This window comes from Natrinema pallidum DSM 3751 (assembly GCF_000337615.1).
Taxonomy (GTDB): domain Archaea; phylum Halobacteriota; class Halobacteria; order Halobacteriales; family Natrialbaceae; genus Natrinema; species Natrinema pallidum.
In genome coordinates this window covers 90,125-105,554 of the sequence record NZ_AOII01000032.1, presented here as the reverse complement: position 1 = coordinate 105,554, position 15,430 = coordinate 90,125, and the positions used below count along the sequence as shown (strand labels likewise).

17 protein-coding genes are annotated in these 15,430 nt (G+C 64.6%); 10 read left to right on the top strand and 7 right to left on the bottom strand.

Annotated elements, in window-relative coordinates; translation table 11 throughout:
- Nucleotides 1–108 precede the first annotated feature (108 nt).
- From C487_RS04370 to C487_RS04355, 4 genes are all read left to right on the top strand, one after another.
- Nucleotides 109–294: a CbtB domain-containing protein gene (locus tag C487_RS04370; protein ID WP_006184475.1), complete on the top strand. Its 186-nt coding sequence runs from the start codon at nt 109–111 to the stop codon at nt 292–294.
- On the top strand, nt 294–1,076 hold the full coding sequence (locus C487_RS04365; RefSeq protein WP_006184474.1) for a CbtA family protein: 783 nt from the start codon (nt 294–296) through the stop codon (nt 1,074–1,076). Before C487_RS04370 ends, C487_RS04365 begins: the two co-directional genes overlap by 1 nt.
- Nucleotides 1,073–1,405 carry a (2Fe-2S) ferredoxin domain-containing protein gene (locus tag C487_RS04360; protein ID WP_006184473.1) on the top strand — a complete coding sequence of 111 codons (333 nt, stop codon included), beginning with the start codon at nt 1,073–1,075 and terminating at the stop codon, nt 1,403–1,405. The genes C487_RS04365 and C487_RS04360 overlap by 4 nt, the downstream gene beginning before the upstream one ends.
- Nucleotides 1,406–1,492: 87 nt before the next feature.
- Nucleotides 1,493–2,563, top strand: a complete 1,071-nt coding sequence (locus tag C487_RS04355) for a quinone-dependent dihydroorotate dehydrogenase (RefSeq protein ID WP_006184472.1) — start codon at nt 1,493–1,495, stop codon at nt 2,561–2,563.
- A 38-nt stretch (nt 2,564–2,601) separates the two neighbouring features.
- Here C487_RS04355 and C487_RS04350 read toward each other — a convergent pair whose 3' ends face one another.
- The 5 genes from C487_RS04350 to C487_RS04330 all read right to left on the bottom strand — a co-directional run bounded on the left by C487_RS04350 (nt 2,602) and on the right by C487_RS04330 (nt 7,347).
- Nucleotides 2,602–4,209: a hypothetical protein gene (locus C487_RS04350; protein ID WP_049907908.1), complete on the bottom strand. Its 1,608-nt coding sequence runs from the start codon at nt 4,207–4,209 to the stop codon at nt 2,602–2,604.
- Between the two features lie 2 nt (nt 4,210–4,211).
- Nucleotides 4,212–4,970, bottom strand: coding sequence for an ABC transporter ATP-binding protein (locus C487_RS04345; RefSeq protein WP_006184469.1), 759 nt, complete (start codon nt 4,968–4,970; stop codon nt 4,212–4,214).
- Nucleotides 4,971–5,042: 72 nt separating this feature from the next.
- The gene (locus C487_RS04340) at nt 5,043–5,282 is read right to left on the bottom strand and encodes a hypothetical protein (protein WP_006184468.1); all 240 of its coding nucleotides are present in this window, start codon (nt 5,280–5,282) and stop codon (nt 5,043–5,045) included.
- Between the two features lie 180 nt (nt 5,283–5,462).
- Nucleotides 5,463–6,830 (bottom strand): allantoinase AllB, encoded by a 1,368-nt coding sequence (gene allB, locus C487_RS04335; RefSeq protein WP_006184467.1) that lies wholly within the window; start codon nt 6,828–6,830, stop codon nt 5,463–5,465.
- A gap of 136 nt (nt 6,831–6,966) precedes the next feature.
- Entirely contained in the window at nt 6,967–7,347 is a 381-nt protein-coding gene (locus C487_RS04330) for a hypothetical protein (protein WP_049907907.1), read from the bottom strand.
- Nucleotides 7,348–7,496: 149 nt separating this feature from the next.
- On the opposite strand from C487_RS04330, the gene C487_RS04325 reads away from it, so the two are divergent.
- From C487_RS04325 to C487_RS04315, 3 genes are all read left to right on the top strand, one after another.
- Nucleotides 7,497–8,486 carry an NAD-dependent epimerase/dehydratase family protein gene (locus C487_RS04325; protein WP_006184464.1) on the top strand — a complete coding sequence of 330 codons (990 nt, stop codon included), beginning with the start codon at nt 7,497–7,499 and terminating at the stop codon, nt 8,484–8,486.
- A 491-nt stretch (nt 8,487–8,977) separates the two neighbouring features.
- Nucleotides 8,978–9,475 (top strand): helix-turn-helix transcriptional regulator, encoded by a 498-nt coding sequence (locus C487_RS04320; RefSeq protein ID WP_049907905.1) that lies wholly within the window; start codon nt 8,978–8,980, stop codon nt 9,473–9,475.
- A gap of 226 nt (nt 9,476–9,701) precedes the next feature.
- The gene (locus C487_RS04315; protein WP_049907903.1) at nt 9,702–11,555 is read left to right on the top strand and encodes a DUF7282 domain-containing protein; all 1,854 of its coding nucleotides are present in this window, start codon (nt 9,702–9,704) and stop codon (nt 11,553–11,555) included.
- A 152-nt stretch (nt 11,556–11,707) separates the two neighbouring features.
- On the opposite strand, the gene C487_RS04310 is transcribed toward C487_RS04315, so the two are convergent.
- Together C487_RS04310 and C487_RS22180 are read right to left on the bottom strand one after the other, a co-directional pair.
- Nucleotides 11,708–12,211, bottom strand: a complete 504-nt coding sequence (locus C487_RS04310) for a DUF7344 domain-containing protein (protein WP_006184461.1) — start codon at nt 12,209–12,211, stop codon at nt 11,708–11,710.
- 348 nt (nt 12,212–12,559) lie between these two features.
- Nucleotides 12,560–12,721 (bottom strand): DUF7563 family protein, encoded by a 162-nt coding sequence (locus C487_RS22180; RefSeq protein WP_007109247.1) that lies wholly within the window; start codon nt 12,719–12,721, stop codon nt 12,560–12,562.
- 603 nt (nt 12,722–13,324) lie between these two features.
- On the opposite strand from C487_RS22180, the gene C487_RS04300 reads away from it, so the two are divergent.
- The 3 genes from C487_RS04300 to C487_RS04290 all read left to right on the top strand — a co-directional run bounded on the left by C487_RS04300 (nt 13,325) and on the right by C487_RS04290 (nt 15,343).
- Nucleotides 13,325–13,657 (top strand): winged helix-turn-helix domain-containing protein, encoded by a 333-nt coding sequence (locus C487_RS04300; RefSeq protein ID WP_006184459.1) that lies wholly within the window; start codon nt 13,325–13,327, stop codon nt 13,655–13,657.
- A 222-nt stretch (nt 13,658–13,879) separates the two neighbouring features.
- Entirely contained in the window at nt 13,880–14,155 is a 276-nt protein-coding gene (locus C487_RS04295) for a PadR family transcriptional regulator (RefSeq protein WP_006184458.1), read from the top strand.
- Nucleotides 14,156–15,343, top strand: coding sequence for a DUF1616 domain-containing protein (locus C487_RS04290; RefSeq protein ID WP_006184457.1), 1,188 nt, complete (start codon nt 14,156–14,158; stop codon nt 15,341–15,343).
- Nucleotides 15,344–15,430 lie beyond the last annotated feature (87 nt).

Sequence of the window (15,430 nt, the reverse complement as noted above, 5' to 3'; positions counted from 1 at the left end):
TATTTATCCTGCGTGCTTCCCGAGCCGTCGGGAGGAGTGGCGCTCGTGGCCGCCGCGGGACGATCGGTAGTTTTACAATTGCAGTTTCAGTAGGGAAAACTGACTTGCATGACGACGACTGAAACCGTTCACGATCGGATCGGGACCGCACGCGACGAGCTCACAACTGGCCAGTTGCTGGCCGTCTTCGCGTTCGTCGCAGCACTGACGTTCGTGCTGCTGTTCCTCCAGGAGCCGCTGGCCCACGACTCGATGCACAACTTCCGACACGCCGTCGGCGTCACCTGTCACTGATGCTCGTCGACTATCTCGAGCGGGGCGTGCTCGCCGGGGTAATCGCGGGACTCGCGTACGGCCTTTACATGGCGCTGGTCGCGAACCCGTTGCTCGGCTACATGGAGACGGTCGCCGAGGGTGGCGAGCACGGTGACCACGCTTCCGCCGGCGAGCACGCCCATGCCGCCGGCGAGCACGCACACGAGGCGGGTGAGCACGCCCACGCCGTCAGCGAAGCGACGACCGCCGCCGTGAGCATCGGCGGCGGCGTCCTCTGGGGAATCCTCCTCGGTGGCGTCTTCGCGCTCGCCTTCTACTTCCTCGAGCCGGCGCTGCCCGGCCGCGGGCGGGTCAAGACCTACGTGCTTGCCGGAGCCGGCTTTCTCGCCGTTTCCCTCGCCCCGTGGCTGGTGCTGCCGCCGACGACGCCGGGTGCCGAACAGGCGTTCGATCCCACGTTCCGGAGCGCACTCTACGCAGGCATGATGGCCGTCGGCGCGGTCGTCGCCGCCGGATCGATCTACGGCTACCGGCGCGTTTCGGCTCGGAGCCGGCCGATCGGAGTCGTGACGGCTGCAGTCCCGATCGTGGCGCTCGTCGCGATCACCGCGGTCGCAGCGCCGACGATCGTCGAGATCGGCGCGATGCCGGCGGAGTTAGTCGCCGCGTTCCGCGGGATAACCGTGCTGAGTCAGGCCGCGCTCTGGGCGCTCGTCGCCGGCTGTTTCGGCTGGCTCCAGACGCGAGCCGGCGTACGACCGGCCGCGGAGCGACGCGACGACCTACTCACGAGTCCATGAAGGATCGAACCGAAGAACACCGCGACCGCCTCGACGCGCACGTTTTCGTCTGTACCAACGACCGCGACGGCGAGTACGCGAGCTGTGGCGCGGTCGGTGCCGAGGAGACGGTCACGGCGGTTAAAGACTGGCTGCGGGAGCGCGACGCCTTCTGGACCGCGGTCTCCGTCAGCGAAACCTCGTGTCTCGGGTTGTGCAGCGAGGGTGGAACCGCGATTTCGATCCAGCCGCGAAACACGTGGTACTCGGACGTGACACCCGAGACCGTTCCCGACCTGCTCGAGTCGGAGTTCGGTCCGGACGCGGACCGAGTTCGCGACGAGGGGTAACCGGCGGCGAGGGGCGGCGGTGGCCGGTCGGACCCGGCCTCGAGCGCTTCGGGACGTTTACCTGTCGCCCGCCCCCATGTCCCGGCAATGACGCTGTACTCGCGGGTTCGCCCCCTCGCGTTCAAGCTGCCGGCCGAGACGGCCCACGAGCTGGGCAAACGGACGCTCCGGGCGGCCCAGTCGACGTGGCCGACGCGAACGGCATTAGCCTACGCCTACGGATACGACGATCCGGCCCTCGAAGTCGACCTGTTCGGCACGACGTTTCCGAACCCGGTCGGCGTCGCCGCCGGTTTCGATAAGAACGCCGAAGTGACCCACGCGCTCGCGGCGCTTGGCTTCGGCTTCGTCGAGATCGGCACCGTCACGCCGTATCCGCAGGCGGGCAACGATCGCCCTCGACTCTTCCGGCTGCGCGAGGATGAGGCGATGATCAACCGAATGGGGTTCAACGGCCAGGGGATGGACCGCGTCAAATCCCGGCTCGAAGCCGACGGCACGCCAACTATGCCGCTCGGAGTCAACGTCGGGAAGATGAACTCCTCGAGCGAGCGGGAGGCGATCGAGGACTACCGGCGTGTTTTCGATCGGCTCTCGCCGTTCGCCGACTACGTCGTCGTGAACGTCTCCTGCCCGAACACGCCCGACGAGTTCGACGAGGGATCGCCCGAGCATCTGCGGGCGATCTTCGAGACGCTCGAGGCGGAAAACGACCGAAACGTGCCGATCCTGGTCAAGATCGGCCCCGACGAACCCGCGGAATCCGTATTCGATCTCGTGGACATCGTCCAGGAGTTCGACCTCGACGGCATCGTCGCGACGAACACCTCGACGAGCCGCGAGGGGCTCACGTCCCCCCGACGGGAGGAATGGGGCGGACTCAGCGGAAAGCCACTCGCGGACCCCTCGACGGCCGTTATTCGGTCGCTCGCGGACTACACCGACGGGGACCTCCCGATTATCGGCGTCGGCGGGGTCGACTCGGCCGAAAGCGCCTACGAAAAGATCCGCGCCGGTGCCTCCCTGGTCCAGTTGTATACCGGGTTCGTCTACCAGGGCCCGTCGACCGCGACGCGGATCAACCGGGGGCTGGCAGCGCTGCTCGAGCGCGACGGCTTCTCGTCGGTCGAGGACGCGGTCGGTGCGGGCCTCGAGTGAGCGGCCCCGCCGTCGAATCTCGTGTCCGCGTAGCGCCGTCAATCGAAGTGGAACTCCTCGACGCGACGGACCGCGTAGGCTGCCGAGAGCAGGCCGACGATCGCTGCGAGCGTACACGACGCCATCGTTCCGCCGATGCGGACGACGGCCTGCGACGGGCCGATGGCCGACGCGATCGCGCCGGCGATGATAGAGCTGTGGGCGGCGAGCGTCGGCATCGCGACGAGGAAGACGACCAGCGAGTAGGCCGAAAACGCCAGCGTGCTCGGGACGATCGCCTCGGTGCTCCGGGAGACGCTGACCTCCTCGAAACGGGGGAATAGCGCGCCGATCCCGGTGGCGATCGGACCCGCGAAAACGGTGAGTACGAGCGCACTCACGGCAAGCGTGACGACTGCCCCCATCGAGTGGGGACTCGCTATCCCGAGTCCGACAACCGTCACGAGAGTCACCGGCCCCACGAGGAGCACACCGGCCACGACGTGTCCGACGACGAGCGCTCTGCCGGGGGCCCTACTCAGGAGCGTCGCCGGGAGGGCGGCCCCTTCGTTCCCGACAACGTTGAGCGCGAAGAGCGCGCCGGCGATCCAGGGACCGAAGCAGACGATCCAGATCGGGAGCCCCCGGCCGATCGTTCCCGTCTGGACGGCGTTCATAATCGGGTTGATCAACAGAAAGAGTGGGTAGAAGGCGAACGTCAGCGTGATCGGGGCCCGCCGCGCCCGCTTCCAATCCGCTGTCGCGACACCCAGTACCGGCTGTGGAAGGAGTCCCGAAAGTCGACTCGCCGTGGACGACGATCCGGGCTCCGCTTTGTGCTCGATGTGAACGCCGTCGGCGTACCAAATCCCGGCCGCGAGTCGCGGCAACGCGGCGGCGTTCACCAACAGGAACGCGCCACTCGCGAGCAGCGCTCCGGCACTCCGACCGATCGACGCCGCCGACACCGAGCCGACGAGCGCGAGGTCGCCGTACCAGCCGATCGGCGTCGACTCGAGGAGCCGAGACAGCGGCTCGAGCACGGACGCGAACGAGTGCGTGAAGATGACGCCGAAGTAGGCGATCACGAGCAGCCCGAACACGACCGACCGGAGTCGGGTCAGCAGTGTCGATCGAACGCCGGCGTTTCTGATGACAAGCGAGACGAGGAAGCCAGTCGTAAGCGCCGTCGCCAGCGTCGTGCAACCGGTGAGAAAGAAGGGTGGTGCCGACAGCACCGATCCGGTCCCCGCAGCGAACAGGAGTGACCCACCCACGGCGATCAGGATGGCAGGAGCTCCCCAGACGACGCATTCTGCCAGCAGCAGGCCGGCAAGCAGCTCCCGGTGAGAGACGGTCGTCAGATAGCCCTCGAGGCGGTCCGGGCGGAGCGCCGTCGCGTACGCCCGATAACCGCCGAAGCCGGCGACGAACAGCCATGCGTAGACGAATCCGAGCCGGGTCAGCGACAGCGGCGTTTCGATCTCTCCGGACGCGACCCGCGAACCGAAGAGGTAGATCCCGAACAGCCCACCGAGTCCCAGCGGGATCAAGAACAGAACCGAAATCCAGATCCCGATCAACTGGGCCGTGTTTCCGGACAGGACCCGCCAGCGGCGACTGAGTTCGAGGCGGCCGATCGTAACGACGTGTTCTCGCGTGCCCATCGTCACTGTACCGCCGCGCCGTGATCAGTCGTGACCGCGAGGAAGACGTCCTCGAGCGTCGAGTCGGACTCGCTCTCGACCTGCCGAGTCAGGGCCTCGGGAGCCCCCTCGGCGACGATTCGGCCGTCGGAGAGCACACCGACCGTATCGGCGAGCTCCTCGACGACAGGGAGGATGTGCGTCGAGAGGAAGACGGTGTGACCCTCGGCGGCCATCTCCGCGATGGCGTCCATGACCGTTCGGGCGGCTCGCGGGTCGAGTCCGCTCGTCGGCTCGTCGAGGAAGAGCACGTCGGGTTCGTGCAACAGCGCCTGGACGAGTCCGATCTTCTGGCGCATCCCCTTGGAGTACTCGTCGATCCGTTTCCCGGCATCGCCGTCCAGGTCGAAGCGCTCGAGCCACGCGTCGATCCGCTGCTTCGCCGACGAAGCGGGGATATCGCGAAGCCGTGCGAAGTACTCGAGCTGTTCGTATCCGGTCAGTTCGTCGAACACGGGCGGGTCCTCGGGCAGGTAGCCGATCGCGTCGCGGACCCCGTCGCGGTCGGTCACGGGGATGCCCACGATCCTCGCCTCGCCCGCGGACGGCCGAGTGAGGGTCGTCAGCATCCGCATCGTGGTCGTCTTGCCCGCTCCGTTCGGGCCGAGAAAGCCGTAGACGGTCCCCCGCTCGACGGCGAAGTCGACGCTCTCGACGGCGAGCGTGTTGCCGAATCGTTTCCGTAAATCGGTTGCCTCGATCGCTAACTGGGTGGCGGACATCGGGTTATCTCCGTCGTGTTATGGAACTCGTTACTCGTCGAATCGGTCCGCATGTCGTCGACGACGATCCGATCAGCCCGGCTCTGGATCGTCGATCGCGTCGTCGAGTCCGTGGTGTTCCGCGGGGCCGACGACCTCGTCGGTCCGCTCCTCGCCTCGCAGTTCTCGCGTGCGCGGTCCCTCTCGTTGGGGTTCGACGACGGAGTCCGCCTCGCCGCCGGTGACCGAAAGAAACACCGACCGGAGCTGTTCGGTCTTGTCCGTTTCGTGCGTTTCGTCGTCCTCGTCGGCCTCGGTTCGTTCGTTACTCATGACTGCCGTTCCCTACTGGGACCGGAGGGTCGGGGTGTGAATATAAACCGGCTGCCACTTTCACGACCTGAAAACGCGCGTGGGCGACGGTTCCCGAACGGGCCGACACCCCGAGACTTGCCGACGGATTCCGTAAACGGAACGCCGTCCGCGGCCGATGAGCAGCGACGAGACGCCCGTTCAGTCGACGTCGACGCGCGTTCCGTACCCGGACTCGCCGACGACCGTCCCGTCCTCGGCCACGACGTCACCGCGGACGACCGTCGCGATCGCTTTGCCGGTAAACGTCTCACCCTCGAACGGCGTCACGCAGTTTTTCGAGTGCAGTTCCGTGCGGTCCGCGAGCGTCCACTCCCGGTCGGGGTCGACGATCGTGAAATCGGCGTCGGTCCCGACCTGGAGCGATCCTTTCTGCGGGTACATCCCCCAGACCTGGGCCGGCCGCGTCGAGTGGCGTCGCACCCACTCCTCGAGCGTGAGCCGTCCTTGATCGACGAACGAGAGCATGACCGGAATCTCGGTCTCGAGGCCGACGAACCCCGAGATCGCGTCCCAGGTGTTGCCGAAGGGGTCGTCGACTTTCTTCTCCGTCGGGGTGTGGGGCGCGTGATCGGTCGCGATACAGTCGATCGCACCCTGATCGATGCCGACATCCCAGAGCGTTTCGCGTTCCTCGGCGTCCCGGATCGGCGGCTGAACGCGCGCGACGTTGCCCTTCTCACGCATGACGTCCTCGGTGAACCAGAGGTAGTGGGGGGTCGTCTCGGCGGTGACGTCGACACCCTGGTCCTTGCCGCGGGCGACGGCCTCGGCGGCCGACCCGGAGGAGACGTGGAACATGTGGATTTTCGCGTCCGTCTCCTCGGCAAAGGTGATCATCCGCTCGACGGCCTCCTGCTCGGCGATTACGGGCCGCGAGTGGGAGTGATCGATCGGCTCGTTTCTCCCGTCGGCTTTGAACCGCTTCGTGTAGTGCTCGATGATCTCGCCGTTCTCCTCGTGGAAACCCAGCCGCTTGCCCGTCTCGCCGATTCGCTCCATCGCCTCAAGGATCTCGCCGTCGTTCGGCGGCGGTACGTCGCCGACGGTCGACCCGAGGAAGATTTTGAACCCGAGCGCGCCGGTTTCGTCGATCTCGGGGATCAGATCGAGGTTCTCCGAGGTGACGACGGCGTAGCTCTGGAAGTCGACGTGAGCCGACGCCTCGCCGCGCTCGAATTTGAGCTCGAGATGGTCGGGCCGGTCGATCACCGGGTCCGTGTTCGGCATCCCGACGACGGTCGTCACACCGCCGGCCGCCGCCGCGCGCGTCGCGGACTCCCAGTCTTCCTTGTACTCGAGACCGGGTTCGCGGTTGTGAATGTGACAGTCGACGATGCCGGGAACCAGCACGTTCCCCTCGGCGTCGAGGACGCGGTCGGCCTCGGGAAGCCGATCGCTCCGACCGACGGCGACGATGGTGTCGTCCTCGACGGCGACGCCCGCGTCGGGTGTCCGTCCCGCGGGCGTGACGACGGTACAGTTGCGTACGACGAGGTCCACGGTCATTACCGTGGGGTTGCCGAGGACCGCGCATATAGCTTCCCCAAACGGACCGCTCCATGGTAGCCCTCGCAGCCGGAACGTGTCCGCGTGGTCCGCGTCCGGTTTGCGAGTGTCGGATGTGAGACCGCTCCGAGTTCCCTCAGTCGGTCGATTCGGACGGCAACTGCTCCCGATAGGCGGCTCTGACCGACGCCGGGGCGCGATAGTCACGCCGTTCCGCGAGGGCCGTCGCAACGATCAACAACGCGAGTAACACGGCGGCTATCGACTTCGAATCGGTCGGATCGACCCGGTCCCACGTGCGGTGGAGCCAGAAGAGATCCGTCAGTACGGACGTTCGATGGAGTTCGGACAGTCGCTCCGCAGCTATCGGACTGATCCAGTGAACGTCGGGGAGCATCGCCCACCCTCCCCCTAGTAGAATCACCGTTCGCGGATACCGGTCGGTCGGAACGAGATACGTGACGACCAGCGTCGTCATCGCCGCTCCGAACGCGAAATGGCCGATGGCGATCGACATCTATCGGAGGTGTCGGCCGTCGGACGGATACGTTTTGCCGATCGGCGTCGACATCGGGGCCGTAAGCGATCATTTCTCCTCGAGCAAGCACCCGCACGACGGCGGTACGAGTGCGATACTAAACAGCGGGGGACTGGTCGTGAGTGGCAATGGACTCGAACGCGATCCGTGACAGCACGGTCCTCGTGACTGGCGGTGCGGGCTTCATCGGGAGTCACCTCGTCGAGGCTCTGGTCCCCCACAACGAAGTCAGAGTGCTCGACGACTTCACGACCGGCGATCGCGCCCACCTGCCCGACGACGTAACCGTCGTCGAAGGCGACGTTCGTGACCCGATCGCCCTCCAGAAGGCAGCCCGCGGCGTCGAGGTGATCTTCCATCACGCCGCGCTCGTCAGCGTCACCCAAAGCGTCGACGACCCCCGCCGGAGCAACCGGACGAACCTCGAGGCGAGCCTGTTAGTCCTCGAGCAGGCCCGCCAGGAGGACGCGCGGGTCGTCGTCGCCTCGAGCGCGGCCGTGTACGGCCACCCCGAAACGCTGCCGGTGCCGGAGACGGCATCGACGACGCCGACATCACCGTACGGCGTCCAGAAGCTCGCGGTCGACCAGTACGCTCGCCTCTACGAGGACCTGTACGGGCTCGAGACCGTCGCGCTGCGGTATTTCAACGTCTACGGACCGCGACAGCGCGGGCCCTACAGCGGGGTGATTTCGACGTTCCTCGAGCAGGCGCGGGCGGACGAGCCGATCACGGTCGAGGGCGACGGTCGACAGAGTCGCGATTTCGTCCACGTCAGCGACGTCGTCCGAGCGAACCTGCGGGCGGCCACGACCGACGCGATCGGTGAGGCGTACAACATCGGGACGGGGCAGCGAACGACGATTCTGGACCTCGCCGAGACGATACGGACGGTCACGGGCTCCGACTCGACGATCGTTCACCGCGAGCCCCGCTCCGGCGATATCAGACACAGTGGCGCGGATACGTCGAAAGCGACCCACCAACTCGGGTTCGACGCCACGGTCGGTATCGAATCGGGTATCCGGTCGCTGGTCGGCGACGATCGATCCGACCCGGCCGACGCGGCGACCGAAATCGCCCTCGAGTCAAACCGAAGCGACGGGTCGTATCGCTGACACGGGCGACCGGTACGCTCGTGGCCGGCGGTCGCGCTCGACTGGGTCGCAGTACTTACGCGTCTCGTCCGTTGCCGACGGGCGACGCGCAAACACCGACGCAAGCGGCACCGGACCGGCGAGTCGCTCGGTCGTGTCCAATCGGGAGAGAATCACGCCAACGTTTTTTTACCGGCTAAATCCGGAGTGAATCCGCGCTAACCGTTCCAAACGTCCGGTTGCGTTTATTCAGTCTGTCGAGCAAAGGCCGCCTATACCATGCCCGGCGAGTGTTACAGCAGTCGGTCCTTGCATCGTGCCGGCGTTCCGCCGCCGCGCGAGGCTGCCCGTTTCGGATCGACGGCGGAAACCGACACGTTGGTTGCGTTGAACTCACGGGTGTCGTGAGATACCGGAAACACGCTAACAGAATATGTATTATAAAAAACAATTTGTGGACCGATCACGACGGTACAGGACATGAATCACGTGACGATAGACTGTTCACAGCCATGAGCAGCCGACGACGGGGTTCCATGCTCCGCGACGCATACTGGTCGTCGTGCGGTGGTGCAGTCGCGTCCACGATCGCCGCGAGTTCGTGGGCCGGGGTTCTCCCGGGAGTGGGTCGGCCGCTCCAACTGGATGGGGATGCCCATCTCGCGGCCATAGCCGGTATGATCGCGCTCGCAGTGCTCGGGGGAATACTCGTCGCTCGCAACCGATACGAGGAGCCGACCTCGGCGGCGGCGGACTCGGAGCCGAGCCGCGAGGAGTTCGTAACCGACCGGGAGCGGGTACAGCAACTCCTTCGGGAAAACGGGGGGCGGATGAAACAGTCGCAGATCGTCGATTCGGTCGACTGGTCGAAAGCCAAGGTCAGCCGCCTGCTCGCCGATCTCGAGGACGACGGCCGGATTACGAAACTGCGGCTCGGACGGGAGAACCTGGTCTGTCTCCCGGATCACGAACCGACGGCGTCGAAGTCACCCGAACAGGTGAACGACTAGCGTCGGCACCGGTCCGACTACCCTTGGGGCGAGATCGACCGACGGCGGTCCGGCATCCGGCGGTCGGCAGGAGGCGAAAACGAGGGCGCGGCCGTTCCTATCAGCAATCGTTGGTTTCCGCTCGCGAAGAGGCCGATGGTGGGCCGTAGTATTCGATTTCGGAGCGTAATGGTTCTGCTGGTTTATCCGCCGAAGGAACGACGGGATGGATGCCTTCACGGCAACTATGAACGCACGCAATCAGTTACTCGTCGTACTTACCGCGCTGATGGTCGTCAGCTCTGGCGGGGCGATGGTGGCAGCCGCAACGGGCGGTGACACCGTCGAACAGGGCGACAACGTCAGCGAGGACGAGTACGAGGAGACAGACATCGAATCGGCGGACGAATCAGTAGCCGAGAGCGAGAACCGATCGGACACGGCGATCGGACTGCAGGACAACGCGTCCGAGGACGGTGAGATCGAGCCGGATACCGAATCCGACGATCAGCAGGCCGCGTACGTGACGTTTAACGACCAGGAGATCGACAACGATACGGTCGTCGTCGAGAACGCCACGCTCGCGAGCGGCGGCTTCGTGGCGATCCACGACAGCAGCCTCCTCGTCGGCAACGTCGTCGATAGCGTGATCGGCGTCTCGACGTACCTCGAGGCAGGCACGCACGAGAACATCGAAATCACGCTCGACGAGCCGCTCGAGGAAGACGAGACCCTGATCGCGATGCCGCATCGCGACACGAACGACAACGAGACGTACGACTTCGTCGAGACCGAAGGACAGGCAGACGGGCCATACCTCACGGCCGATAACGAACCGGTGACCGACGATGCGGAGATCACCGTCGATGGCGTGGAGGACGAAGCGCCCGTCGACGAGGAACCAGTCGACAACGAGACCGACGAGGAACCGGTCGAAGAAGAGCCGGTTGACGAGGAGCCGGTCGACAACGAGACCGATGACGAACTCCCCGTCGAAGAGGAGCCAGTCGACGAGGAGCCGATCGACAACGAGACCGATGACGAACTCCCCGTCGAAGAGGAGCCAGTCGACGAGGAGCCGATCGACAACGAGACCGACGACGAGCCGGTCATAGAAGAGCCGGTTGACGAGGAGCCGATCGACAACGAGACCGACGAGGAACCGGTCGAAGAAGAGCCGGTTGACGAGGAGCCGGTCGACAACGAGACCGACGACGAGCCGGTCATAGAAGAGCCGGTTGACGAGGAGCCGATGGATCAGCTGCCCGTCGATGCCGATGACCGTCCGGTCTTCGTCACGGTCGAGAACCTCACGGTCGAGGACCTAAACGCCGAGAACACGTCCGTTTATGTTCTCGTCCTAAGTGACGATATCGATACCGACAACCTGCCGGACGAGATCGACAACATCACCGAGGAGCCAATCGATAACGAGACCGACGACGAAATTGACGAGGAGGAAGCTGACGACGAACTGCTCGACAACGAGACCGACGACGAAGCTGATGACGAAACCGACGACGGACTATTCGACAACGAGACCGACGACGAAGCTGATGACGAAACCGACGACGACGAAACTGACGACGGACTGTTCGACGACGAGACTGACAACGAAACTGATGACGACGAAGCTGATGACGACGACGTGACGGCCGAGTCCTTCGAGGTGAGTGATCTCGAGGCCCCCGAGAGTGCCACGGTCGGTGAGACCATCACGGTGACGGCGACCGTCGAGAACCCGAGCGACGAGGAACGCACCGAGACCGTCCAGTTCCGGCTCGAGGGTGACCTGGTCGCCGAGCAGAACGTGACCCTCGACAGCGGCGAGAGTGACGATGTCGAGTTCGAGGTCGAGACGAGCGCGCTGCAGGCAGGGTCGTACATCCACATGATCCTCGCCGATCAGTCCGGTGAAGTCGCGATACTCGAACTGACTGAAGAGATCGACACTGACGAGGATGACGTGGACAGTATCGATGACGAAACCGACGACGAACTCAACGAGACGGACGAGACCGATGAGGACGATCTCGACGACACGGACGAGATCGATGACGACAACGAGACGAACGACACCGACGACGGCTTGACGGCCTAACCGAGGAGACTCCAACGGACAGCGCGTCTTTTCGCGCCGTCGCAGGCGATACGGCGGCGGTGTGCGTCGACCGGTAGTCTATTTCTTCGCCGCTCGTGCTGCTCCTCGAGTGCCGCGGCAGTTCTCACGGGACGCGAACACAGCTGTGAGGCTCACCCGAGCAATCGGTAGAGACTGCTCGCGGCGACGGCAAGGAAGACGAGTACGCTCGAGAGCACGGGATCGACGCTCGAGATGACGGGGAGATCGAGTCCTGCCAGCGCGATGATGGCGAGGCCGAACACGCAGAGTCCGAGGTGGAACTGTAAGACCCGCGAGTGATCGGTGGTGTGGCCGTCGACGTACCGCAGGACTCCCTCGAAGTGACGGCCGGACTGAATCGTCTTCGCGTCGGAATCGTACTCGATGACGGCGTCCTCCTCGAGTTGGGGCAGATGCGTTTGTTGGAGGGAAACGTAGACGCTCTTGTAGAGGTTGTTCGGCACGGGCGTCGTATCGGATTCGGTGGCGGCGATCTCGGTTGCGACATCGGAGACATCGATCTGCCCACCCTCTTCCGCAAGCAGTTGTACGATCGCGCGTCGTCTGTCGTTGCCGAGGATGTGAAACACGTCGCTCTCCTCGAGCGGATCAGTTCTGTCCGTTTGGACTGACATCGATCAGGGAAAAGGGACGGGTGTGTTCGAGGGGCAATCCACCGCCTGTGACCATGTCTCCCCAGTTCACTCACCACTAACTTTAACTTTTGCAGGTTACGTAGTCGGTCGGTGCGAGCCGCGAGCACGAGTGGCGCGGCCGTCCGGGTAGGGAGCGGATACAGTCCGCGACGGCGCTCTCTCGAGAGCGGTGTCTCCCGCGGCTGGAGACGGACGTCGCTGGAACGAGCGAGGAGCGTGGACGATCGAGACCAGCAGCCGTGCTACCGGGTCAGTGTCGATGAGATGGAGCAAAAGACCGGATCAATCGGCGTCGGAACGTCGGCACCAAACGGCCGATAGCGGTGGTCAATCACCCGGGAGGTGCCCGCCGGACTGCATCTCCCGATACGTCGTACAGGACGGACAGCCGTGAACGATGTCGCCGTTGTCACCGAAAACGCGAGCGAACTGCTGTGTGACGTGTGTCCCGCAGTTTCGACAGCGGGCACCGGCTGTCGACGATTCCATGGGCTTCCAGTCGTGTTGTGTGGCGTTCATGGGTTGTGGGGGTGTGTACTCGGACGAGTCGCGCTCGAGCGGGCTGCCGGTCGGGACCGATCCGTGTCGCCCGTGGTCCCGGCGGCCGGCGCTGTCGCCGATCCGTCGCGATACCCGTCCGGGCATCATCGAACCAAGGGGAGCAAACGCGAATAAAGGACACAGACCGTTCACCCTGAACGCGGGCTCGAGAACCGAGAAAGCACTTCTTTATGCCCGGTACAAGGGCTCATACCCCTCGAAACGCGCGTTCGAGAAATCGATCGACAAGTCGTATCAACCCCAGTTCAGCCGTGTTAGGCGGCAGTCGGCTCTCAAACAGGGATTGATCCGTCCAGGGACCGGCCGAAAGTCGTAGTTTCCCGATCGAAATACGATTTTACGTCGTGCAGCCGAATGGCGACAGGGGATAAGGTACATCGTTATAAAATACCACTATCGCTTACCGATTTTCGTGCCGGAATGTAATGGTGGAATCCCCGACAGTGGTGGCCCGACCGCCGCCCGTCTCGTATCGTCACCTCTCGCGCAGAGCGAACGGACCCTGCCCGTCCTGGACGGGTGACCACGACTATGTCAACGCAAGCGAGTAACACGCGATCGGAGTCGACTGCCGACCACGCGGCCCAGCTCGACGTCCTCGGGGACGACTGTGCCCGGACGATCCTCATCGCGACGAGCGAGGGCCCGAAGACGGCGAAGGAACTGACCAAACGAACGGATAGCTCCTCGGCGACCGTCTACCGACGAATCAACAATCTCCTCGAGAGCGACCTCATTGCGGAGTGCGTGCGGTTCGATGACGACGGCTCACATACGACCGCCTACGAGGCGACCGTCGATGTCCTCCGCGTCCGGATCGACGCCGACGGGATCGATGTTGCAGTGTCGGACGCCGACGAGTAATCCGCGACGGATCGAGGTGACGTCGCTCGGCCCGTAAACGTACGCCGGTCGATCACGCTACGGTGTCGCTCGAGCGCGGCGACGATCCGATGGACAACACAGCGCGAACGGTCGTCGAACGAGTACTTTCGCTCGAGTAAGCCCGTTTAAATCCAAACGGTGACGCCTGTATGATACGGATAACAAATATCTACTCAGTAGAACGGTCAGTGTGATTGAGCAATGCACGATCTGACCGGCTTCCAGCGCGATCTGTTGTACGTGATCGCAGGTGCTGACCGACCGTCGGGCCAGACCGTTAAAGACGAAGTCGAGAAGTACTACAGTTCGGAGATCAATCACGGGCGGCTGTATCCGAACCTGGACACGCTCGTCAACAAGGAGTTGGTCGAGAAGGGACAACTCGACAGACGAACGAACTACTACGCGATCACCGAATCCGGTCGACAGCGGATTCAGGAGCGCCGGGAGTGGGAATCACAGTACGTCGACTTCTAGGTGCTCGAGTGCGATCGGAGCGGTCCAGCGCCGGCCCGACGGAGCGCCCTGCTCGTCGTCCAACCTCGAGCCGAGCAGCAGCCGGTTGCGATCGGTAGCACGGCCATAACAAAGAACCGGAAAGTGGTTGGATCCGACGAGAATGCCACGCGTACTGTTCGTGCGGAGATCAAACGCCAACCAGCGGCCGGTGGATCGTCGATGAGCCACGAAACGAGTCCCTGGACTCGGTTCGGAGTCGTTCGTCGCTATCCCGTCGACCTCGCGGTCGTCTCGATCGGTGCGGTCATCGCCTACGTGCTGGTGACGGTGGTGGCGAGCGAGAGCAGCCTCCGGCTGTTCGTAACCGTTCCGCTCGCCCTGTTTCTCCCGGGCTATGCGCTCGTCTCGGTCCTCTTTCCGGCCGACAAGCGGGAGGCACGCGAGACAGCAGCGACGGCCGCCGAGCGCCGACCACGTGGGATCGACGGGACCGAACGCGTGGGGCTGGCGTTCGTCCTTTCGCTAGCGGTCGTGCCCCTGATCATCTTGCTGCTGCCGCTCCTTGGACTCGGACTGACGACGACATCGATCGCCGCAGCTCTCGGGTTCGGAACGGTCGCCGTCGCACAGATCGGCGTCGTCCGGCGACTTCGGGTGCCGGACGGCGACCGGTTTACCGTGTCACCGCTCGCGAGTTTCGTGACGAGTCGTGGCGACGGACCGACCGCGACGGCGTCGTCGATACTGCTCGTGCTGGCGATCGGGACGGCGGTCAGCGCATTGCTCGTCGCGTTCCTGCTTCCCGTAGCGGCGGGCGGGTTCACCGAACTCGCGCTCTACAGCGAGGACGAGGACGGCGAAGTCGTCGCCGGCGAACTCCCCGACGAGATCGAGCCCGGCGAGTCGATTCCGCTGACGATCGCCATCGAGAACCAGGAGGGTGCCGAGCGGGACTACACGGCCGTCGTTCAGCAACAGACCCTCGAGGACGGGACGGTCGTCGACCGGACGGAGGTACGCCGGATCGACGCGACCGTCTCGGACGGGGCGACGGGGACCGGGGAGCGGACGATAACGCCGACGGCGGCGGCGGGCGAAACGGTTCGAATCAGCGTCTTGCTCTACGAGGGCGAACCGCCGGCGACGACGACGAACGGGAACGCCGACGAAGAGACCCACTTCTGGGTCACGGTGACCGAGGAGTGAACCGCGTTTCGGGATTGGCACCCGTAGCGGAGCCGCGAGCGTCCCGTCGGAACCGGGTCCGGACTCGAGGGGGGATGAGTGGGTCGC